This is a genomic window from Sphingobacterium athyrii (genome assembly GCF_003071065.1).
Classification (GTDB): Bacteria; Bacteroidota; Bacteroidia; order Sphingobacteriales; family Sphingobacteriaceae; genus Sphingobacterium; species Sphingobacterium athyrii.
Genome location: NZ_QCXX01000002.1, coordinates 136,396 through 157,827, shown reverse-complemented (window position 1 = coordinate 157,827; position 21,432 = coordinate 136,396). Strand labels below are relative to the sequence as shown.

Below are 21,432 nucleotides of genomic sequence, written 5' to 3'. Positions count from 1 at the left end.
TCTATCGCTTCCTTAAGGTTATCATACGCACAAACAACCTTCTCTTTTGTATTAATGCAGAATAACCTCTGTACTCCGCCTTTTAATATCTATCGCGTAGATGTTTTCTCTAAGAGAGAAACCATCTACGCGATAGATCAGCGCTGCAACTATTTTTAACATGATCGCTCAAGCAGGCAAATAAAAACACATTGACATATTAGCATAAAAAAAATGCTAATCAGCTCCTTTGAACACCATTAATATACTTAGCAAAAAAAATAAATAAAATTTTTTAAAACTAATATTTTTAGTATATTTGACTATCAATTTTAGACAACGTCTTTATGGAACAGGCAAAAGGATATGACAATAAGGAATTGCATGTTGGCGATATTGTTCGCTTCCATACCCCCTATCCCGATGAGGATCCTGATACTATCTTTATTGTACTTTGGTCATACTATGATCCTGAAGGGAAATCATCCAGAGCCGAAGTAGTAAAATTTGACCCAGTTATTAAACATTATCCTGTAATCCAAAAATGGTTTATTCGGGATCTGGAAAGAGTTCCTGAAGTCAGCCCGGAATTATTACAACAAATTGCATTATTTATGAAAAGTAAATTGGGGAATGCGATCATAAGCAAGCTGATCGTTTAAATAAAGTCAAACAAAAAATAATTTATAAGTAACACAATGGAAAATAAATTCAAAGCAAACCGAGAATTCATATCACGATCAATATGGTCCGACTGGCGAGAACGGCTTAAAGACAGCGAAATAAATGGTTTACGCCAACGACTTGAAGTGATGGATCGGGAGGTCCTTATTGACTGGTTGCAATGGTACAATCCAAAGGGTAATTACACAGATCGTAAATGCATGGACAATGGCGTAAAACCACTTTGCAAATCAAAGGCTGTCGAATATACTTATAGAGAGATCTTACGAAATCATACGAAAAAGCTATATAATAATTTTTCGAATGGCTCAATACAACTTATGTTTAACAACTAAATGCTGAATTTATGGAATCTTTCATCAAACAGATTATCGGTTATCAACTGCCAAAAATCCTAGCAATGGAATCACAGCGAAAAGATTGGCGTTATCAGCTACTGGATTTAAAAGATAAAACTCTTTTCGACAGACTTTCACTCATGAAACGGCAGGAATTACTCGAGTGGCTTCAATGGAATGACTCTGATGGAATTTATGGAGATTATGACTGTATTCGTAAAGGTATCCCGTTATTTACCAAAGCACAGGCTTTAGCGGCAGTCTATCATCACATTATGCGTGACCATGAAAGCTGGGATGGCTATATGGGAAAGGAATATATCCGTGGGAGTATATTTTAAACCATTCCTAAATTATCATTGTTTAATATAATCTTCTAATGTTCTGAGATTAGCGATAGCGGCACCGATAGTATTGTTAAAATATACATAAACTTCTTTTCCTTCAGCTAACCATTCCTTGATATAACCACTATATTCATGTAATACGTCATCTTCATAGCTTCCTTTATAATTACCTTCGGGTCCATGAAAACGCATATAGACCATATCACTACCAATGTACTGTATGGCTATTCCCTTAGCATCTTTATCGTGTAGCACCAGATTCATACCATAAGAATTTAATAGTGCCATTGTTTGCTGGCAATACCAAGACTGATGCCGAAATTCAACACATACATGCCAGCCTAAACTTAGCATATTCGTTGCAATACATCTTAAAAGTTTATCTAAATGACTTAGCGAAGAGAATGTGGTTGATGGAGGTAATTGTATCAACAAACATCCCTTCTTTTTATCCACAGCGCTAATGACATCCAAAAATTTAACAACATCACTATGATCAAACATTAAATCCTTTTGATGCGTAATTCCCTTCCAAAGCTTAAAAGTAAAACGAAAGTTATCATTCGTTTCTAGAGACCATCGTCCAACAGTTTCCCTGCGGGGTATCTTGTAAAATGAGCTGTTAACCTCTAAAGAATTGAACAATAGACTGTATACAGCAAGTCTGCTCTTATCCTTTAAATCATTCGGATAATAGCTCTTGTTCTTATACGGCAACAGAATTCCACTTGTGCCTGAAAAATATCGGATCTCCATAACGCAATAACAATTAAAACCAGGACAATAGTTCAAACAGTCCACTATAGGTTTCTTTAGAAACAAGTCTCATCATACTAACGTTTTGACGGATAAAAAACGCTATCCAAATTAAGTCATTTAGTTTCGCCATATTTAGAGACGCCAAGTCTACACTTTGGAATTAATTATTCGCTAAATATTCAAAAATTTGAGTATACTTTGATCAATGGAGCACCAAAGTATACCAATATGCATTCAATAAAACCAGGTCCTCTTATTTGGCCGAAGAAACCGTACAGCCTGTTTTATTAAACTTTGGAAAAATTTAAACATAAAGAATATTGATTCCACAGTAGGATCTCGTTTTTTTTGTATTGCTAAAACAACGTCCTGGATTTAATCAAAGAGGAATATAACAGAAAGAAACTTCTTCAAGCAGAAAATCAACTCATTCAATACCTAATATTTCCCCGACCATGATTTAGGTTTCTTTTGAAATTATATTTATCTTACCTCAGGTATAAAACAAATCTTACTATTCTAAAGCTTTTTAAAAATGAAAACGATTCCCTCCTTATTTTTGCTAACAGTAGCATCTCTTTTTATAGGATGCGGAGAAAACGGTAAAAAAAAGACATCACCTTCTTCAGATACCCTACCAAAAAATAACCCGAACTTTAGTTTCGAAGGGATCAAACAAGATTATACAACAAATGAAGAATTATCGTTTCAGATTACAAGGACGCCTAATTTAAAAGTTGATTCCATCCACTATTATATCAATGATAAGCCAATTGCTAAAGTTTTAGAAAACACGAGGATAACCTATAGATTATCGCAAGAGAAATTTGGCAAACAAATTATTAAAGCGATAGTATTTAGCAACGGAGAATCCGAAGAAAACACCGTAAACATAGACTTTTCACCTCCAAACCCACCTCAAATTTTAACGTATCGTATTGTAAACACCTACCCGCACGACATCAAGGCATTTACACAAGGCCTAGAATTTTTCGGAGATAACCTAATGGAAAGCACTGGCAATGGTGTTGGGGTAAGTGGAAGTAAAGGGAAGTCAAGTATCCGTATTGTGAATCCAAAGACAGGAGAACTGATCAAAAAGGTCGAATTAGCCGACTCAATATTTGGCGAGGGTGCGACCATATTAAATGGCAAATTATATCAATTGACTTACAAAAACAACCTCGCCTATGTCTATGATATGGCAACATTAAAGACAATTAAAACACTACCATACTTCCAAAATATGGAAGGATGGGGACTGACCTCAGACGGCAAAAATTTGTATATGTCCGACGGTTCAGAAAACATCTATGTATTAAATCCCAATAATTTTTCTAAAATTGATTATATCCGTGTTGCTACAAATGAGAAAATCGTCAATCAGATCAACGAAATGGAATGGGTAAAAGGGAAAATTTATGCTAATTTCTTTATGGAAGACGTCATGGGAATTATCAATCCGAAAACAGGGGCCATAGAAGGTTTAGTGGACCTGTCTAAATTACGAGAAAATGTGACACAACACGTCGATCTTGATGTACTGAACGGAATTGCCTACAATAAAAAATCAAATACCTTTTTTGTAACAGGAAAAAATTGGGACAAAACATTTGAAATACAGCTATCGGACTAACCGTTATCTACCCTATTTATAACCTAATTATTTTAATTCATAAAGTGCTATTTCCTCAATTGTTTACAATTAAAAAGCAGAAGTCTTCGGCTCAGAACTATGTCTCATCTGTCAAGGCATTTCTTCAAACTTGTTAAACCCCGTTGTTACCATTTGATGCAATTGAGGTGTAAACAATTGAGGCGAAAGCGGCATTTTCTTGTCCTCTCTATTTAACCTCCATTGCGCACGCTTCTCAAGCAGAAATTGCAATCGCTGCAGTGGTGTCAAGCCTGGCAATGTATAATATATACTATTTTCGCCTTCTTTCCCTTGCATTTGAATATATCTCCCCATAGTTACCTTGAATTTATTTCTTTCTTCAAAGCCACGGACAAAGGAACTATCCTGATCAGCGATATCCCACATTGGATCACGGGGGCAACAGACAGAACCATAGCTTTCCTTTCGGTACACGGTTAGCATATCGTCAGGCACCACAGATTTGTCAAAATCAAGTGCTGGATTTTCCAGCCCTCCAAGTCGAGTACTATCAACTTTTACATTATCCTCTTCACGTCTGATATAGTAGTAAAAATTGGTCGTTTCTGGCTCAACGCACATCCCCTCCTTTGACGTCGTTTTACTGACCTCAGCATAGAATTTCCAGTCGGGGACAATAAGAATAAACTGCTTTAATTCGGGGTAAAATCCCAATGATTCCTTAAAGAGTTCTACCGGAATTTTTGCGTTCAAATAAAATACATAGCTTGAATCTGTATTAAACTGCAAAGGCATGTCCACGAGGTAATTCCCATTTAATACAGCCACATGGTCATCATCAATCATTGTCACCTGTGAATACTTTTCAGCTAACCAGTCTGGTCGTGCAATTTCCTGTTGATGGAGAAAGCTGGCCTTCTGCTTTATAGCTTTGCTTTTACAGGATACAACAAGTGAGAGTAATACTCCAATTAAATAAAATCTGTGATTGATTAAAGATATTCCCATTTATTAGAAATTAATCGTGTTACTGCACAGCATTTACCTTTATCCCCGCCCTGTTTAAAAACTCCACCTGTTTCTGCAAACAAGTATCCGCCAAAGCGGCTATTTTATCTTTTTCGTCTGTGATATCCCTTAATAAGGCCTGTCTTGCCCCTTTTTTCTGTTCGTCTACATATTTGATCAACAATGTTCCATAACCATCGGCAATTCTTGTCATATAAGCGATTGTGGTCAAATGAAAGTTCTTTGCAGCTTCACTGGGTTTTAGTTCATTCACTTCACTTCTTATGCCTTTGACATAACTGCTCAGGGCCTGCGCCTCCTTTAGTTTCATTTCGTATGATAATTCGTCAGCCTTGTCCACATCATAGTTACCTTCCAACAGTTTGTTATAACTCTCATCTAACTTCTCTTTACAGCCATGAAAAAGGCCAGCTATCTTCTCGTTATAGCCGAATTCCAAATTACCGCCGCAGGATGTCAACGCGAATATACTGATGATTAAGGTCAAAATAATAATTCTCATTTCTTGATTTTTCAACAAATAACGTATTTTCAATTGCCATTATCCCTAGTAATTAATATTCGTTGCAGATCTTTTAAGATTCGTTGTCAATTTGCCCGCTCTTCCCGCTCAATCAAATAAAAACCTACAATTAATAATATATGAAACTTATTTTTAGTGAAATACAATAAGCAGAAACAGTAAAATAATAGAAGATAATTATCATTAAGAAAATCCAGCGACATAGGTCAAGTGCGTTGACTTGTTTCTTACAAAAGAAATACAGAACTTAGAAATAGAATATGACCAAATCAGAAGTTCCTTGATTTTAGTGGTCTTAAGGAAATCAATAATGAATCAAATTGAGAAGGACTAATAATAAAACAATATGAAACGATTAGCTTTATTGATCATGCTCATCGTAATGTCTAACGTGGTTTTCGGACAAGAAATTGACCGTTCTACGACCCAGACAATTACACAATCCGGAATTGGACTTGGTTCTGTAATTGCCGTGGTTACTTCGTGGGATCGCAACAAATCTATCCTCTGGGCTCTTATCCACGGTATCTTGGGCTGGCTATATGTAATCTATTTTGCGTTTACAAGAAGCGACAAATAATAATTATACATTTCATTTTCATAATAGAACTAGTGGTACAACATAGGTTGTAAAACTGAAATCATAATGCAGTCAAACAAAATGAGAGGTCATGAGTATGATACAGAATTTTCTCCGGGTCAATTTGGAGACATTAAATAGCTTTCTCGCTGATAGCAGTGTCTTAAGCGATATGGTATATAGTAAAGAAACCATCCATTTGGACAATTTGATAGATATTGATAAAGCCTGGGAAGGTATTTTCTTTCTATTGACAGGAGAATCAATTGGCACCTATGATCAGGCATCCCCCCCTTTATCATGGATATTAGTTGGCCCTAATGACATCGACCGCAACCAGGATATGGGTTACGGCCCAGCTACCTATACCAATATTGAACAAACACGACAGATCAGTCTAGCACTACAAGATATATCCATGGAAGAGTTATCTCAGCGTTTTGACGCGGCTACCATGCTGGAAAAAGATATTTACCCCGATATCTGGGATGATGAAAATGCATTAGATTATCTGCTTCAATACTTCGAAGATTTAAAAGCATTTTATCAGATGGCATACATGCAAAATGAAGCCGTAATTCTATTTCTCAATTAATGAACAACTATTTCATACGTACTAAAGACAAAAAAAACATGCATATTTCTAATAGGGGGAATATCCTCATCGAAGAACTAAAGGAAACGAATAACACCGTAGTTTCGGACTTTGTAGAATTAACATTAAATATTGTCCGGGGAGGAGCATCAGTCGGTTTTATGCAAGATATAAATAAAGAAAGAGCTTTTGAGTTCTGGAACGAAGTGCTGGCAAAGGTACAACAGAAAAAAATAGTACTACTTATTGCAAAAGACACCTTATCGGACAAGATTATAGGCACTGTACAATTACAGATAGATCTTCCTCAAAATCAGCCTCACCGGGCCGATGTTGCAAAGATGTTGGTACACTCATCTTTTCGACGCCTCGGCATCGCTGAAAGTCTGTTGCAACACCTTGAGTTAATCGCATGCAAAATGAAAAAATCGCTGTTGGTATTGGATACTGTAACAAATAGCCCAGCTCATGCCCTATACCTTAAATGTGGATGGAAAGTTGTAGGAGATATACCAAATTACGCACTTTTTCCCGATGGCACCCCTTGTAGTACAACCTATTTTTATAAAAATCTTGAATAGTATTCTATTCGTAAAAAAATCTCCAATAAGCGTGAACTTATTGGAGATTTTGTAGGCAAAAACAAAGAATTGCTGTCAGCTATTTTTTATACCAAACGGGACCGGGTTTACTTCCCATTTGGAAAACGAGGGTAGCTCCGGACATGATCTGCTCATGCGTGATATAACTTGTCTCGAGGGGTTTTCCATCCAAGGTAACCGACTGAATATAAATATTGGTCTTATTTACATGATTTGCTTTCACAGTAAACTTCTTCCCATTCGCAAGTTTAAATTCACTATGCTCAAACAATGGTGTACCGATTTCATACTTCCCACTTACCGGATCAACAGGGTAAAAACCCAGTGCACTGAATACATACCAAGCAGACATTTGTCCACAGTCGTCGTTTCCGCTTAGTCCCGACGGGTTGTTTAGATAGAGTTTATGCATCACTTCAGCAGCATATTGCTGCGTCTTCCAGGGTTGTTCAATTGCGTTAAATAGGTATATTGCGTGATGACTTGGTTCATTTCCATGCGCATATTGTCCGATCATACCCGTACTGAAAATAGGCAGTTTACTAGTATCTGACGGGTGGAAGGTAAACATACTATCTAATTTCTGTCCAAAGCGTTCTTTTCCGCCGACGAGATTGATCAACCCCGGGATGTCGTGTTGAACAGACCAAAAGTACTGCCAAGCGTTGCTTTCGCAGATATGAGCACTGTAATCCTCCGGATCAAATGGACTAACAAAAGCACCCTGGCTGTTACGGGGTTGCATAAATGATGTCGCCGGATTATAAACATTTTTATAATTTTTTGCCCTTTTAGAGAACGTAGCGGCCACCTCTTTGTTTCCAATCTTGTGTGCCATAACAGCAATACAATGATCATCAAAAGCGTATTCGAGCGTACGTGACAAAGACCAGTTCTCGGCATTATATTTATCAACAACGTCATAGGGAACGTAACCTAACTTTTTATAAATTCCAATACCTCTGTAATTATCGATATTCGCTGTTGCGACACAGGCTTCCAATGCCTTTTCAACATCAAAATTACCTATTCCTTTCAGATAGGCATCTACAATAACCGGGATTGCATGATTGCCAATCATCATATCAGTTTCACTACCATAAATATTCCATACCGGCAGGCGACCATGCTGTTCATAAAATGCTATAAATGATTTAACCATATCATTTACACGATTTGGATCAAGATAGGTAAACAAGGGATGTGAAGCACGGTAGGTATCCCAAAGCGAAAAAGTACTGTAATTCGTCCAGCCCTCTGCTTGATGTATTTTTCGGTCAGCACCGAAATAAGCTCCGTCCACATCTCCAAATATGGTAGGAGCCAACATCGAATGGTACAATGCTGTATAAAATTTTGTTTTTTCATCTTTATCACTCGTTTGGACACGAATTTTCCCTAGCTCCTCATTCCAGTTATCTTCAGCTTGCTTGAGATAATAATCAAAGTCATCTTTTACCACCTCAGCTTTCAGGTTTTTGGAAGCCCCATCCATACTTACTCCCGAAAGGGCTGTACTAAGCGTTATCTGCTCGCCAGCAGTTGTTTTAAAATCAAAACGTGCCTTGAAAGCCGTACCGATACGCCTGCTCGTTTTTGTTATGGTGTCAACACTTGACTGTATTGCTGAACTGTCTATATGAACTGCGTGGAATGGCTTTGAAAATCGGGTTTCAAAATAAACACGTTGCCCTCTCGCCCATCCTTCAGAAAATCGATAGCCCCGTACAGTGACCGAATCGACCACCTCGATGTATGAATCTGTTGTCGCATCCCAGTTCATGGCTTTTTTTAGATCCAAAAAAATAGCGGATTGTGCCTCAGGAAATGTATAGCGTTGGATACCACAACGTGGAGTTGCTGTTAGCTCTACATCAATATTGTAGTCTGTCAGCTTGACTTTATAGTAGCCCGCATATGCCTGTTCGTTGTGATGCGAAAACTTGGAATGGATACCCAAAGGTGCTGCTGCTTCCTGATAAGGCAATGTAACGGGCATAAATGATATATCGTACAGATCCCCGGCACCTGTCCCACTTAAATGGGTATGGCTAAAGCCAGAAATGGTACTATCGGGATAAAAATACCCCGAAATACGATCCCAACCGGGTAATCCATTATCTGGACTCAATTGTACCATACCAAAGGGGGATTGTGCTCCGGGGTAGGTGTTTCCAGTAAAATCTGTCCCTATAAATGGATTGACAGATTTTGCATAAGAACCTTCTGCTGAATCTCTCTGTGAAGCGCAGCTCAGGATACCCAATAACCCTGCGCATGCCAGGTATTTCATATATTTCATAGTGTAGATAGCTTCTTTAATCTTTATGTGTTATCTGTTTCCGGTAACAATCAGGATATCTTTGCTGTTGACCAAAACCTGATGGCTTATCTTAAAGCCTGCTAATAACTTTCCATCAACCACAATTTTTTTGATATATTCTCCATCGCCTTGTTTTTCGCGTCTGATGGTTACCTTATCAGACTTAGGATAATATTTTTTATCAAGTTGAATAGTGACTTTGTCAAATACAGGACTCACAATCGTATAATCTGGTCTACCGGGACAAAAAGGGTAAATTCCCATCATATTCATTAATGCCCAGGTAGACATTGTGCCTGTGTCATCATTACCGGGAATCCCTCCGGGACTATTCGTAAAATGTTTGTCCAGAATTTGCTTCACCAACTTTTGCGTGCGCCATTCTTCACCTTTTATTTCCGAAAAAACATGCGGATAGAGCATATCTGGTTCGTTTGTGACATCGAAATACCCCTTGTCAAAGGTTGTCTGTAATCTGTCTACAAATTTTTTCTTACCACCCATCAATTGAACTAAGCCGGGGATATCAAATGGTATTGCAAAGCTATAATTCCAGGCATTCCCTTCATGGAATCCATGATTAGGTTCGAAATTAGCGCCCATCAATGGATTGAAAGGGGTCAAAAATGATCCATTTGGAAGAATAGGGCGGAATGTACCATATTCCGGCGAATAGTAAAGTTTGTATCCTTGCGCTCTCTTGCCAAAAGTTTGTGCGTCTTTAGTTTTCCCCAGTGAGTTGGCCAGCTGCGCCAAGTTCCAATCAGCCATATAATACTCAATCGCGTGAGAAACTGAATTATCGAAAGAATCGCGAAGAGGAACATAGCCATATTTTACATAATCGGCATTGTCAGGACGAATTCGATTCGTCGAATCGATTGTGGTCGCTGACTTCAGAAATGCTTCATAAGCGGTATCGATATCATAATCCCGAATGCCTTTCATCCAGGCATCCACGATGACAGGAACCGCTGGATCACCGTCCATTGTATAGCTTTCACGGCTATAAAGTTCCCATTTAGGCATCCATCCATTTTCTTTATAAATATCAATCATGGAACGAATCATGCCCACCTGTTTATCCGGATAGACCAAAGACATAAGAGGCTGTACATTTCTATAGGTATCCCATAGGGAGAATACTGTATAACGGTTGTAATCCGCAACGAGTGTCCTCCTATTTTCCATAGCAGGGTATTCACCATTGACATCCTGTAGGATATTTGGATGGATCATCGCGTGATACATGGCCGTATAAAATACCGTCTTTTGATCTTCGGTACCTCCTTCTACCTCAATTCTCGATAGCTCGCCGTTCCATAGGGATGATGCTTCCTTTCTTGTTTGTTCAAACCCAAAACTTGGCTGCTCGGCCTGCAGGTTTTTTCGAGCGTTCTCGACACTCACAAAGGATACAGCCAGTTGAACCTCTACGCTTTCATTTTCCTGAACATCGAAACTCAGAAACGCGCCCAGATCATCTCCAGACAACTGATCCGAATAATCGGTAAAAATCTTATACTTGCCCGCATCTTTGTTCCAATCATTCTCCCATTTTTCACCAGCACGCTGAAATTTCCAGTAACCTTTCTTAGTGGGCTTTTTATTTACTCGCATCACAAAGAAAATCGGATACACAGCCTGATTATTGGTATAACAGAACGAACCTAATAATTTCGAACCTTCAAGTTCCGTATCACTGACATAACGAACTGTGGCACCTGTTTCATTCGTCAGTCCTTCACCTAAATTAAGCAGAATATTAGCCTGTCCTTTAGGAAAAGTAAATTTAGATACTCCCACACGGACGGTTGCGGATGCCTCCGTTTTGATACCGTATTTTTTTAACACGTTACTATAATAGCCCGGATGGGCCTCTTCCTGTGTATAAGTACTTCCATATTGATGGTAGTCAACTTCTAATTTTCCGGCCGTTGGCATCAATAGCAAGCTTCCCATATCAGGGCAACCTACGCCGCTTAGATTAACATGCGAAAAGCCTGTAAAATAGCTATTGCTATGTTCGTAAGGCGTAGACCACCAGTGTGCATCTTTATCGAAGGCATTAAGTGATGATCCCATTACATTAAAGGGGGATACATTCATTAAACCATGAGGTACTTGAGCCCCCGGATTGGTAGTACCATAATTACTGGTACCGATAAAAGGATTGACATAGTCTGTCGGTAGTTTTTGCGCAGACGCATTCTCCCAAACAAATAATCCCAAAAGGAAATAACGGATAAATTTGATCATATCTTGATAAAGGCAAACGACCTGTCCATAAATAGGGAACAGTAGTTGCTCATTTTTAAGTGTAGTCACAATACTACAGATAATACCAAAGATTTACAAATATCCACGACACATATATCTATCATTTTACAATGTTAATAGGTTTTAGCAGAACTAAAAATGGCATTGAATTCGATGAGTCGACCCTTACAAAGTAAAGTCAGCGTATTCCAATGGAATGGTCCGTGCAGCATTAGCTCAACAGCGAAAAGCACCTCCACAAAAAAAATCCTGAAGCTGGGAACTTCAGGATTTTTACTAACTAACCAATTATTAACCTAAATTATGAAAACTACACTTATAACGCCACTCCTCAGATATTGTTATCTTCCGCACCCCTGTTTAACCAAACTTTAACAAAAATTTCGGCTTTTTGAAAAAGTAAACAATAAGGTTAGCATAGTCTTTCGACAAAAGACATAGTAGTACTAATGCGACAATCCCCATTGCATATTTGGTTTATCTCCCATTTCTAAAACTAATTCGCCGCCTTTCAACAGTTCCTCGGCGTCAAAATAGAATGTGTGCAGGGGCTTCCCGTTCAAAGTCGCTTGCTGGATATACATATTCTTTTTGCTTGCATTTTTAGCTTTAATGATGAATTGCTCCCCTCGACCAAATTGTCGTCCCAACTTAATTTTAATTTCTTCAAAAGATGGGCTACCAATTTCATAAATCGGTTTTGTTCGTGTCCCTCCGTCCAACTGAAATAGTCCTATGGCATTCATGATATACCAGGCGCTCATCTGCCCTTGGTCCTCATCTCCTAAATAGGCATTAGAAATACCCTGTCCGTAATAGCGTTCGCCGATAGACCGGCTCCATTTTTGTGTAAGCCATGGCTTGTTCAACCAGTTAAAAATATAAGCAAAATGCATGGACTGCTGATTTCCCTGGACAACCGGATAATCCCAATACTGATCATTTGGTCCATTATAGCGCCATTTTTCACTCTCTCCAAATCCCCATTCCAAACGTTTTAGAAAAACATCCTCTCCGATCATTTTTGCCAACGCGGAAATATCCTGAGGTACAAAGAACGTCAATTGCCAGGCATTGCCTTCAACATAATGATGATTGGCCCCGGATTTAAAGGGATCAAAATCCTGATACCATTCTCCCTGAGCATCTTTCATCCTTGCGTAGCCGCTTTTGACGTCTATTGCATTCTTCCACCAGCTTCCCCGATCATTAAAATAGCTATACTCCTTTTCTTTTCCCAATGATTTAGCGAATTGGCCAACTGTCCAATCGTCAAAACTATATTCCATCGAATTCGAGAAACGCCCCAAGTCATAAGGAACATATTTATACTTCAAATAGATATCTAAATCCCGATTACCAGCAAAACCTCCTTCAAATTTTAGCGGACTCGTTGTCTGCATTTTCTTAACCGCTTCAAATGCCTTGGTAACGTCATAATCCCGTATTCCCATCTGGTATGCCCCCACGATTAAAGGAATCTCATGTTCAGCAACCATCACTGGAATATATTCCATCCCAGCAGGTCCTTTTGCCAGCCAACCATTGGCATCATACATAGCCAACTGTGATCGCACCCATTTATTCGACCATTCTGGAGTAACCAGGTTCCAAAACTGATTTAAGTTCCAGAATGTATTCCAAAAAGCATCACAGCCCAAGGCCAGATCTCCCGGATGTGTCATCGTTCTGATTGCCTCGTCAGAAGACCGCCATTGGCCATTGACGTCGCTAAATGTATTGCGACTAGCCAAGGTTCGATACATATTTGTGTAAAACTTCTCTTTTTCCAAATAGTCATTGCTCTTTATCTCCAGGCGCCCCAATAAATCATTCCACACCCGATGTTGATTGGCGACCACGCGTTCAAAAGACCAACCAAACGGATCAGAAAGTTCTGTTTTCAGATTTTCAGCAGCATTCGCTACACTAACATAGGAAATTCCGGTCCGCAATTGTACCTCGTTATCTTTGCGGACATCAAATTCAACATACATACCCGCAAATTGAGCACTGTCAGCAACTAGATCAGACTTAGCTGTTATTTTACCGTCATGCCAAGTTCCAAAATTGATAATTGGTTTATCAAACTCCATTACGAAATAGACAACATAATCTTGCTTTGCATCCGTAGACCAGACATTTTCGGACAACGGGCTACTGTAGCCAATAACCTTATAGTCAGAAACTTTTTTAAGGGAAAGATCTTTGATTTTATAATCATATTCGCCGTTCACTTTAAGATCAATCATTACACGTCCGGTATCCGACTTATGATAAGTATATTTTTGAAAACTGGATCGTGTGCCCGCAGTTAGTTTTGCATCAATATCCTGATCGAGAAGATGGACAGAATAAAAGCCTAATGGCGCCTGCTCACTTGTTTTATCTATTGCAGAACGATAGCCTGAATTCACAGAATATTGATCCCCCACATTCGTTCTCAATTGGCCTGCTGTCGGAAATGTCCCCAGTCCAGCCATTGTCCATTCGTGTATATGACTAAATGTACCAATGGATTCTATTGAAGGTTCATACCCCGCTTGCCAACCAATATTCTGATTATCCGGACTGATCTTCACCATTCCGAATGGCATCCATGGCCCCGGTGCCAGCATCCATCTCGAATGTGCCGCCCCTATCATGGTATTGACGTAATCCGAAACTCCGCCTAATCTTTTGGGTGAACGTTGTATGGAAGATGAGCTGATCAATTTATCGTTGACATATATCGCATATTTGCTTCGGATCTCTTTCGATATATAAGGCATTGGGATTTCAAGTCGCGACAATCCCTTCTCATGGGTTCCATCATAAATTTTCTTTCCATCCAACAATACTTTTATGCGCTCCTGATCTTTCAATTTCAATAGATCAACGAGCATATACTGGATGCGTTCGTTCCCATTTTTTAGCTCAAAATCCGACTGGCGTACTGCTTTGACTATTGAAGTGTAATCTGTCAACAATTTCGCTTGATCAGGCCCCAATAATTTAAAGGAATCAAACTCGACCCATCCCCCCTTTATTACGGTCAGTGTAACCTGGTTAAATCCTTCGGAAATAAGATGTTCAGGTAACGTGATCCGTATCGTAGAGGCTCCGGGCTTTGAACCTGTACCTGCCGGATCAGCAGGGCCGTCCCCATTCTTCAGTTCGTAATTATAAGGTTTACCATTGATTGCGATTTGTAAAGTTGGTTTATTTTTGGGGTCGTTATTTGCTAATTTTACTTCCAGCACCCATTTCCCATTTTCAATATGACCACCTAAGACACTGTATAAATTCAAAAAGTGGGTTCTTAGACCAGAAGTTCCACCTGTCCCACCCCATTCATTGGCAGGTCCGGGCAATACATAAGGAAGATCCCGGGATAACGAAGACTGGCCAACAATAAAGTATTTGTCCTCATAACCAAAATCATGTTCAAGAAATCCCTTGTAATCGTGCGGAGCCAAGGCGAATTCCTTACTGGAGCCATCTGGATTGCCCAGCTGCCAAACAGTATTCTCCTGCCCCGAAACAAATCGCCCTGAGATCAACAACATGCTTGTGAGAATGGTAGTGAGAAAATGCTTTTTCATAATTGATGGATTTTAGAATAAAAAATATGCGAGTCTTTTTGTTCAGACAGTTATTTGTTTCCATTTATTGCTTGCATCGGAATGAAGATGAAAAACAAAAAACACCCATCAATACAGAAAATCATCCTCAAAAATAATATTGTACATACATAAAAAACAACAATAAAGTTGTTTAAAAACATAATAAATCCCTAAAATAATAGATCTAGCATACAATATTACCATAAATAATAATAAATATCAAACAAAAAAAAATTAAATGTACATACATATAGATAAGCTATTTAAAAGGGATAAATCAAGTATTTACATACCTACTAAGGTCCACGACGTAAATTATAATGATCATTTAGCATGTTAAGAAGGAGAGTAGGATTGAAACAATTTGGAGATAATTTCGCTACGATTTGGTATCGCATTAAAAATTCCCATTAAAAGCAAAGCTAACCATTGGGTATTTGAATCCAATAGAGTATATTTATATCATATTAATTGCTTTGAAGATATTAAAGGTACAAAGTAAAATACAACATTTTATCATGGTGAGTAATATTCTACCCATTTGTGTAGAATATTACTCCGCTATGTTAGAAGGGTTTAATAAGAAAAATTAAATACTCTTTTGGCCAAAGTACTAGATAGACTAAGGTCAGAAAAGCCTGTTTTTTGTTAATTACTTTGGGCTGAAAGCTTATTCTTGCATTTGCGAGAATAACATTAGTCTAATTGGAAATTTCGAAGTGACAATAGATCATCTTTGTGATTTAAACTATGAAAATAAAAATTGAAGATTTTTTTAAGCCGATACATGTTAAAGACAACTTTAGCAAAGATGATTATGAGATCGTAAACGCATTTATTAATTTCGCAAGATCCCTAAGCCGACTAACCTATCAAAGCATCTATCTTATAGATTATTCAAAGAAAAGTTTTTTATTTGTTTCCGACAATCCCATTTTTTTATGCGGAAGTTCCCCTGCAGAAGTAATGAAAGAAGGATATAATCACTATGTAACTAATGTTCCAGAAGGCGATCTTCATTTATTAAAGAAAATAAATGATGTTGGTTTTGATTTCTATGGTAAATTAGGCGCTGATGATCGTTTAAAGTATTCTATATCATACGACTTTCATCTGAAGCAGCCCGGCAGCAAACCTTTACTTGTTAACCATAAATTGAAACCGCTGTTGCTGGACAACCATTCAAACCCTTGGATTGCGCTTTGTTTAGTTTCTATGTCTTCGCATGCAAATGCAGGTAACATCAGATTTAAATCTGATGAAGATGGAAGACAATTTGAATATGATCTGGTCAAAGATATCTGGGTGGAAACGCCGCGTGTAAAATTAAAACCGCGAGAAAAGAATATACTACTTTTTTCAGCGCAGGGTCTTACAATGGATCAGATTGCAGACAGGCTCTATGTATCTATTGATACCGTTAAATTTCATAAAAAACAGATATTTTCAAAACTAAAAGTAAAGAGTATAACGGAAGCTACTGCTTTAGCTATCGAGTTGTCTCTCTTTTAATAGTTCTTTCAGTACTAATTTTTTTTGGAATCGAACAACATATCTTTTGACATCGTTATAAATTTTTGAATGTCCTTATCATTTTCGGTACTGGAATGTGAAAGTTTATTTTTTTTGATAAAGGTTTCCAGCCATTGAGATTTAATATATATAGGCAATGTTTCGGAATAAAAGTAAATAATAGCATCTCCCAATTGATAAGATTCAATTTCCAGCTTACGCAACGTGTTCACCACCTTCCGGTCACATTCTGCAATTATTAAGCCGCTGCCTAAACTATAAGGACCATAAAAAGCATCGAAAAGCATTTTTTTAAGAATATTAATCCGATTTCCAATAATTTTCCCAGAAATTACAAAGCGTCCAATATGCCAAAAATTGTCAACGTTGGGTATCAACAGGTCTTCGGTCTTAATATCGAATAACTTCTGAATAGGCAAACAAGTTTCCTTATCCCAATAGGTAATCCGAATTGAAGCATGGATCGCATTATTTATCTTATTCCGCAGAACATAATAAATGGACCGATCAAAAAAGACGGAATCCTCCCCGATCAAAGATTGGTAATCGATATCATAATCCTCTTCGGAATACTCCTCGAGTTTATAATGTTCTTGGACGGTAACCAAATAAAAATGAATAAGTTCAGGCAGTTCTGCACTATTAAGTTTGGTAAAATAATAATTTTCGGGCGTCCAGTTCATGCAGTTGAAATTCAGAAATGCTTTATTAAAATAGATTTGTTGATTAGATCCTCACAGAGAAGTAGATTCAATACAAAAGGTAATACTTATTTAGCTTCTTTTACTCACGCATAGATAAATAGTACGATTCAGGAAAAACTCTTATCGCTTTATCCGTAGCAATATTGAACACAACTTGGCAAACCATCCCGGCTAATAAATATAGACCCAATGATAACTGTGGCGGTGGAGACTCCATTGCGATTTTGCCATATTCCAAAAGAAAATCTTCGAGCCAATTCGTATCAATATTTTTTTCCTTTAGCCTATCGACAATATATTTCCCGACATTTATCTCAAATGCATGGTGCTCTTTATCCAAAGACCGCAAATTGCGGCTCTCGGGGGTAATAACAGTTAAAAAGCCCGCCCAGCCCAAATTGTAGGGATGAACAACAACGATATTTTTCTGTGCCATATATTCATCAAATAAAAAAGGAATATCTGAAGAAAAATCCAAGGCATTAATAGCTACGTCACAGTTCAAATCAAGGCTATACAAATTGTTTGTATCAAGAAATTCGGGATAAGCCTTGATCTTTGCATCTGGATGAATGGCTATCAATCGGTCTTTTAAAGCAATAGCCTTATTTACCCCAATATCACCCTCCACATAGTTCTGGCGATTAAGATTTGTCAGTTCGACAATATCGCCGTCAATGATGGTCATATTTTCAAACCCCATGCGCAACAAACACTCAGCGATATAACTACCAATACCGCAGCCCCCAATTAGCACCCGAAAATCCTGAATGCGTCGCTGTTCCCCTTCTTTTATATGAATGGTATTACGTTTGTACCTCAAACTCATTTTTTAACGACAATTTTGTATCCTATAAAGATAGGACTATAATTTAAAAATTATTACATCATCTTTACCGATTAATGTCAAAGATTCTTTCTGACGGACATCTAACAGTAAATAAGTATATTACGCCCACGTTCACTATATTTACTGTTACAATAGAATCAAGCATAGGAGCGATATGAACAAAATCTACGCAAGAAGAAGTGTTTTAAACAACAAATCACTATAATGAAAAGAAAAATACAACTACTATATATTATCATTACGTTATTACTGAGTATAGATATGCTCGCTTACTACCTGGAAAAGATAAGTTTAATCGGTTATTATAGTGACGTCCTACTTTTTTGGACATGGCTAGGACTGAGTATACTCGTGATTGTCGTCTTCTGGAAAAAGATACTGGCAAAGATTATGTTGTCCGGATTAATATTGGGGTTAATTTGTAGCATCCTGCCAATGATGCTACCCTTTTATACCTTGATATTGTCTATGTCTCCTTTCGGCTTGGAGATGACGAAAGATTTAGGCGAAAATTATCGCGCCCAAATCGTTGGGTATAGTGTTTTATCCGCACCCTGGTTAGAAGTAATTGAAAAAAAAGGAATTATTGAAAAAAGAGTTTTTAGCTGTACCGACAATGCATTAAATCATGACGGGACAGCGACAAGAATAGGAAACACAAAAGATATCATTTTCAATTCAGAAACGGATACAACACTTCGCATAACACTTTTTTATGGAAGCCCCAACAAAACTATTACTTTTGATAAAAGAACAGGGAAAATTATATTTTAAAGAAGTTCCATACTCAAAAAACGATAAATTAACAAAAAACATCAACGATCATTAAAAGAAAAATGGACAATACTAGAATATATCGCATGTCATTTGCCGGTGTGTATCCACATTATATACAAAAGGCGGAAAAAAAAGGCCGCACAAAGGAAGAAGTCGATGAAATTATATTTTGGTTAACAGGTTATGATATACCGGCTTTACAACAGCTCATCGCCGACAAAACAGACTTTGAACATTTTTTCAACCAAGCGCCCCATTTCAATACCAATGCAACAAAGATTACTGGTGTTATTTGCGGCTATCGTATAGAAGATATTGAAGATCCTCTTGTTCAAAAAGTTCGTTATTTAGATAAACTGATTGATGAACTGGCAAAGGGTAAATCAATGGAAAAAATTCTAAGAAAATAAATCAACTCCAAAATACGACCATACAGAGATTATTCAACGGCATAAATAGCGCCGTCTGCGGCCCCAAAATAAAGCGTCCCGTGTTCTATCCAGATCGTGGAAAAGATACTGCCCATTTGTAAATAGGCGGCGAACAACCTATTGATATTATCTCCATACTTCTGTTGCAGATTGGTCTTTAATTTTCCTTTTTCATCCACAAATAGACGGCGATTTCTTTTACTGGCTGCGAACGAATTTCAGCGGCAGCGATATAGTTAAGACGGTCCGCGCTTCGCGCTAGCTGTTGCCCGGAGACCACGCTTAAATTTGCGATAAGCCCCCATAAGAAAACAACATAAAAGCAATAATATCTTTGATCAAACATCATTTATTTTTGAGGGTTAAATAGTAATTCCCCAATAAATTGGGGCATAGGCATTTATCACTTTTGCAAGGACATTGACAACTCCGCGCAAAAGCTTCCGGTACCGATAAATAGGTTAGGGATAAATAAGATATTTCTTTCTCATTTCTTTGTAACGTCCTAATCCCGGTTCCCAGCTTTTTCGAATTTCCGCTTCCGAAACCCCATCTGCAATCTGTCGTCGAAAGGAATCAACACCAACCAATTTTTCTATACTGCCAATCTGCTTGGAAAATGACTGATCAAAGAATTTATCTTTTTCAGGAGAATTCTGATAAAGCTCTTGCATCCAGGAAAGATTTATTTTCTTACTATCCACCAGCTTCTGCAAATCATATTCCCGTAAATCCAAACCATAACATTTTTCATTCATAAAGAGTGGCGTTTCACTCATTCCTTTTTTACTCACGGGGGTAAACGAAAAACTATACAATCCTTTATAAACCGGACTTCCAAAAACCGTGAAGGGGTAATCTGTTCCCCTCCCATGATTTATCTTTACTCCTTCAAAAAGACAGGTACTTGGATAGAGTAGAATACTCTGTTCGGTATTTAAATTTGGAGAAGGATTAACCGGAAGCTTGTATAACATTTGATGATTATATCCCGCTACGGGTATGATCTTTAGCTTACATTTTTTTGTCGTTGCCATCCAGCCCTCGCCGTTAATCATCTGGGCAAACTCAGCGATTGTCATCCCGTGAGCAATCGGAACCGGAAACTGACCAATACCCGATTTATGTTTCATATCCAGTATAGGGCCATCAACTAAATACGCATTTGGATTGGGGCGATCTAAAATCAAGAGTTCCTTCTCATTTTCGGCACAGGCTTCCATGATGTCCCGAAGTGTATTAATATTCGTGTAAAACCTCACCCCCATATCTTGCACATCAAAGATAAACACATCAATATCTTTTAGATCTTTCGCCGAAGGCTTCTTTTTATTTCCATAAAGTGAGATCACCGGAATTTTAGTTGTCGGATCGATTTCATCCCCCACTTTCGTTCCGTTGCTGGCATTTCCGCGAAATCCATGTTCAGGTCCAAATATTTTTACGATTTTAATTCCCCTGGCAAGTAGGCTATCCACAAGATGTTTTTTCTTGATCACGGTAGATGGATTACCCAAAATAGCTACACGCTTTCCATTGAGGTAAGGTATATATTGCTCAGTTCGTTCTGCACCCGTTTGGATGTAATCATTGCAGTAATTGATCCGGTCCTGCGCCCGAACAGCAACAAAAGAAAAAAATAATGATAAAAAAACAGATACAATTTTCATACTCGCTCGGTTTATAATAAAGAAGTCGTTGAGAAACAAACGATTCAGATTTTGCTAAAGATTAAAGCTAATGATAAACCTTCGTTTTCCAAAATCATTTTTTATCGATCATAACTATCGCCCAGGTCTTAAATGGTTAGAAAATCCGATTAGTTTTTTACCCTTGCATAAAAACGATCATGGAGTGCCGCTATTGGCAGCAATG

General features: G+C 38.0%; 20 protein-coding genes. 10 read left to right on the top strand and 10 right to left on the bottom strand.

Annotated features, from left to right (window positions below):
• Positions 1-326 precede the first annotated feature (326 nt).
• From DCO56_RS07180 to DCO56_RS07170, 3 genes are read left to right on the top strand one after another with little or no spacing between them, the layout of a single operon-like run.
• Positions 327-641, top strand: a complete 315-nt coding sequence (locus tag DCO56_RS07180; protein WP_108633085.1) for a hypothetical protein — start codon at positions 327-329, stop codon at positions 639-641.
• Between the two features lie 36 nt (positions 642-677).
• Entirely contained in the window at positions 678-998 is a 321-nt protein-coding gene (locus DCO56_RS07175) for a hypothetical protein (RefSeq protein ID WP_108633084.1), read from the top strand.
• A gap of 11 nt (positions 999-1,009) precedes the next feature.
• Complete coding sequence (locus DCO56_RS07170) at positions 1,010-1,342, top strand: hypothetical protein (protein WP_108633083.1); 333 nt, start codon at positions 1,010-1,012, stop codon at positions 1,340-1,342.
• A 15-nt stretch (positions 1,343-1,357) separates the two neighbouring features.
• Here DCO56_RS07170 and DCO56_RS07165 read toward each other — a convergent pair whose 3' ends face one another.
• Positions 1,358-2,104 carry a DUF72 domain-containing protein gene (locus DCO56_RS07165; RefSeq protein WP_108633082.1) on the bottom strand — a complete coding sequence of 249 codons (747 nt, stop codon included), beginning with the start codon at positions 2,102-2,104 and terminating at the stop codon, positions 1,358-1,360.
• A gap of 538 nt (positions 2,105-2,642) precedes the next feature.
• Between DCO56_RS07165 and DCO56_RS07160 the strand changes: the two genes are divergently transcribed.
• Complete coding sequence (locus DCO56_RS07160) at positions 2,643-3,743, top strand: glutaminyl-peptide cyclotransferase (protein WP_108633081.1); 1,101 nt, start codon at positions 2,643-2,645, stop codon at positions 3,741-3,743.
• A 111-nt stretch (positions 3,744-3,854) separates the two neighbouring features.
• On the opposite strand, the gene DCO56_RS07155 is transcribed toward DCO56_RS07160, so the two are convergent.
• Both DCO56_RS07155 and DCO56_RS07150 read right to left on the bottom strand, forming a co-directional pair.
• Positions 3,855-4,733, bottom strand: a complete 879-nt coding sequence (locus DCO56_RS07155) for a hypothetical protein (RefSeq protein ID WP_108633080.1) — start codon at positions 4,731-4,733, stop codon at positions 3,855-3,857.
• A 19-nt stretch (positions 4,734-4,752) separates the two neighbouring features.
• Positions 4,753-5,256 carry a hypothetical protein gene (locus DCO56_RS07150; protein WP_108633079.1) on the bottom strand — a complete coding sequence of 168 codons (504 nt, stop codon included), beginning with the start codon at positions 5,254-5,256 and terminating at the stop codon, positions 4,753-4,755.
• A gap of 367 nt (positions 5,257-5,623) precedes the next feature.
• On the opposite strand from DCO56_RS07150, the gene DCO56_RS07145 reads away from it, so the two are divergent.
• The 3 genes from DCO56_RS07145 to DCO56_RS07135 all read left to right on the top strand — a co-directional run bounded on the left by DCO56_RS07145 (position 5,624) and on the right by DCO56_RS07135 (position 7,033).
• Positions 5,624-5,857, top strand: a complete 234-nt coding sequence (locus DCO56_RS07145) for a hypothetical protein (protein WP_108633078.1) — start codon at positions 5,624-5,626, stop codon at positions 5,855-5,857.
• Between the two features lie 91 nt (positions 5,858-5,948).
• A complete protein-coding gene (locus DCO56_RS07140) occupies positions 5,949-6,452 on the top strand; it encodes a YfbM family protein (protein ID WP_108633077.1) in 504 nt (167 codons plus the stop codon).
• A 38-nt stretch (positions 6,453-6,490) separates the two neighbouring features.
• Complete coding sequence (locus DCO56_RS07135) at positions 6,491-7,033, top strand: GNAT family N-acetyltransferase (protein WP_181390488.1); 543 nt, start codon at positions 6,491-6,493, stop codon at positions 7,031-7,033.
• A 79-nt stretch (positions 7,034-7,112) separates the two neighbouring features.
• Here the strand turns inward: DCO56_RS07135 and DCO56_RS07130 are convergent, their stop codons facing one another.
• The 3 genes from DCO56_RS07130 to DCO56_RS07120 form a co-directional block, all read right to left on the bottom strand.
• Entirely contained in the window at positions 7,113-9,356 is a 2,244-nt protein-coding gene (locus DCO56_RS07130; protein ID WP_219929339.1) for a GH92 family glycosyl hydrolase, read from the bottom strand.
• A gap of 30 nt (positions 9,357-9,386) precedes the next feature.
• Entirely contained in the window at positions 9,387-11,705 is a 2,319-nt protein-coding gene (locus tag DCO56_RS07125; protein WP_219929338.1) for a GH92 family glycosyl hydrolase, read from the bottom strand.
• A gap of 398 nt (positions 11,706-12,103) precedes the next feature.
• Positions 12,104-15,241 (bottom strand): GH92 family glycosyl hydrolase, encoded by a 3,138-nt coding sequence (locus DCO56_RS07120; RefSeq protein WP_108633074.1) that lies wholly within the window; start codon positions 15,239-15,241, stop codon positions 12,104-12,106.
• Between the two features lie 771 nt (positions 15,242-16,012).
• Here DCO56_RS07120 and DCO56_RS07115 point away from each other — a divergent pair.
• Positions 16,013-16,774 (top strand): helix-turn-helix domain-containing protein, encoded by a 762-nt coding sequence (locus DCO56_RS07115; RefSeq protein WP_108633073.1) that lies wholly within the window; start codon positions 16,013-16,015, stop codon positions 16,772-16,774.
• Between the two features lie 14 nt (positions 16,775-16,788).
• On the opposite strand, the gene DCO56_RS07110 is transcribed toward DCO56_RS07115, so the two are convergent.
• Positions 16,789-17,478: a hypothetical protein gene (locus tag DCO56_RS07110; RefSeq protein ID WP_108633072.1), complete on the bottom strand. Its 690-nt coding sequence runs from the start codon at positions 17,476-17,478 to the stop codon at positions 16,789-16,791.
• 100 nt (positions 17,479-17,578) lie between these two features.
• The gene (locus tag DCO56_RS07105) at positions 17,579-18,328 is read right to left on the bottom strand and encodes a HesA/MoeB/ThiF family protein (RefSeq protein ID WP_108633071.1); all 750 of its coding nucleotides are present in this window, start codon (positions 18,326-18,328) and stop codon (positions 17,579-17,581) included.
• 225 nt (positions 18,329-18,553) lie between these two features.
• Between DCO56_RS07105 and DCO56_RS07100 the strand changes: the two genes are divergently transcribed.
• Both DCO56_RS07100 and DCO56_RS07095 read left to right on the top strand, forming a co-directional pair.
• On the top strand, positions 18,554-19,123 hold the full coding sequence (locus tag DCO56_RS07100) for a hypothetical protein (protein ID WP_108633070.1): 570 nt from the start codon (positions 18,554-18,556) through the stop codon (positions 19,121-19,123).
• Positions 19,124-19,185: 62 nt separating this feature from the next.
• The gene (locus tag DCO56_RS07095) at positions 19,186-19,536 is read left to right on the top strand and encodes a DUF2200 domain-containing protein (protein ID WP_108633069.1); all 351 of its coding nucleotides are present in this window, start codon (positions 19,186-19,188) and stop codon (positions 19,534-19,536) included.
• Positions 19,537-19,565: 29 nt separating this feature from the next.
• Here the strand turns inward: DCO56_RS07095 and DCO56_RS29210 are convergent, their stop codons facing one another.
• Entirely contained in the window at positions 19,566-19,736 is a 171-nt protein-coding gene (locus DCO56_RS29210; RefSeq protein ID WP_181390487.1) for a hypothetical protein, read from the bottom strand.
• 282 nt (positions 19,737-20,018) lie between these two features.
• Positions 20,019-21,227, bottom strand: coding sequence for an exo-beta-N-acetylmuramidase NamZ family protein (locus DCO56_RS07085; RefSeq protein WP_108633067.1), 1,209 nt, complete (start codon positions 21,225-21,227; stop codon positions 20,019-20,021).
• Positions 21,228-21,432 lie beyond the last annotated feature (205 nt).

Bases quoted from the DNA above. Each gene is read 5' to 3' on its own strand.
- DCO56_RS07180 (WP_108633085.1), top strand. From the start codon at position 327: ATGGAACAGGCAAAAGGATATGACAATAAGGAATTGCATGTTGGCGAT.
- DCO56_RS07175 (WP_108633084.1), top strand. From the start codon at position 678: ATGGAAAATAAATTCAAAGCAAACCGAGAATTCATATCACGATCAATA.
- DCO56_RS07170 (WP_108633083.1), top strand. From the start codon at position 1,010: ATGGAATCTTTCATCAAACAGATTATCGGTTATCAACTGCCAAAAATC.
- DCO56_RS07165 (WP_108633082.1), bottom strand. From the start codon at position 2,104: ATGGAGATCCGATATTTTTCAGGCACAAGTGGAATTCTGTTGCCGTAT.
- DCO56_RS07160 (WP_108633081.1), top strand. From the start codon at position 2,643: ATGAAAACGATTCCCTCCTTATTTTTGCTAACAGTAGCATCTCTTTTT.
- DCO56_RS07155 (WP_108633080.1), bottom strand. From the start codon at position 4,733: ATGGGAATATCTTTAATCAATCACAGATTTTATTTAATTGGAGTATTA.
- DCO56_RS07150 (WP_108633079.1), bottom strand. From the start codon at position 5,256: ATGAGAATTATTATTTTGACCTTAATCATCAGTATATTCGCGTTGACA.
- DCO56_RS07145 (WP_108633078.1), top strand. From the start codon at position 5,624: ATGAAACGATTAGCTTTATTGATCATGCTCATCGTAATGTCTAACGTG.
- DCO56_RS07140 (WP_108633077.1), top strand. From the start codon at position 5,949: ATGAGTATGATACAGAATTTTCTCCGGGTCAATTTGGAGACATTAAAT.
- DCO56_RS07135 (WP_181390488.1), top strand. From the start codon at position 6,491: ATGCATATTTCTAATAGGGGGAATATCCTCATCGAAGAACTAAAGGAA.
- DCO56_RS07130 (WP_219929339.1), bottom strand. From the start codon at position 9,356: ATGAAATATATGAAATACCTGGCATGCGCAGGGTTATTGGGTATCCTG.
- DCO56_RS07120 (WP_108633074.1), bottom strand. From the start codon at position 15,241: ATGAAAAAGCATTTTCTCACTACCATTCTCACAAGCATGTTGTTGATC.
- DCO56_RS07115 (WP_108633073.1), top strand. From the start codon at position 16,013: ATGAAAATAAAAATTGAAGATTTTTTTAAGCCGATACATGTTAAAGAC.
- DCO56_RS07110 (WP_108633072.1), bottom strand. From the start codon at position 17,478: ATGAACTGGACGCCCGAAAATTATTATTTTACCAAACTTAATAGTGCA.
- DCO56_RS07105 (WP_108633071.1), bottom strand. From the start codon at position 18,328: ATGAGTTTGAGGTACAAACGTAATACCATTCATATAAAAGAAGGGGAA.
- DCO56_RS07100 (WP_108633070.1), top strand. From the start codon at position 18,554: ATGAAAAGAAAAATACAACTACTATATATTATCATTACGTTATTACTG.
- DCO56_RS07095 (WP_108633069.1), top strand. From the start codon at position 19,186: ATGGACAATACTAGAATATATCGCATGTCATTTGCCGGTGTGTATCCA.
- DCO56_RS07085 (WP_108633067.1), bottom strand. From the start codon at position 21,227: ATGAAAATTGTATCTGTTTTTTTATCATTATTTTTTTCTTTTGTTGCT.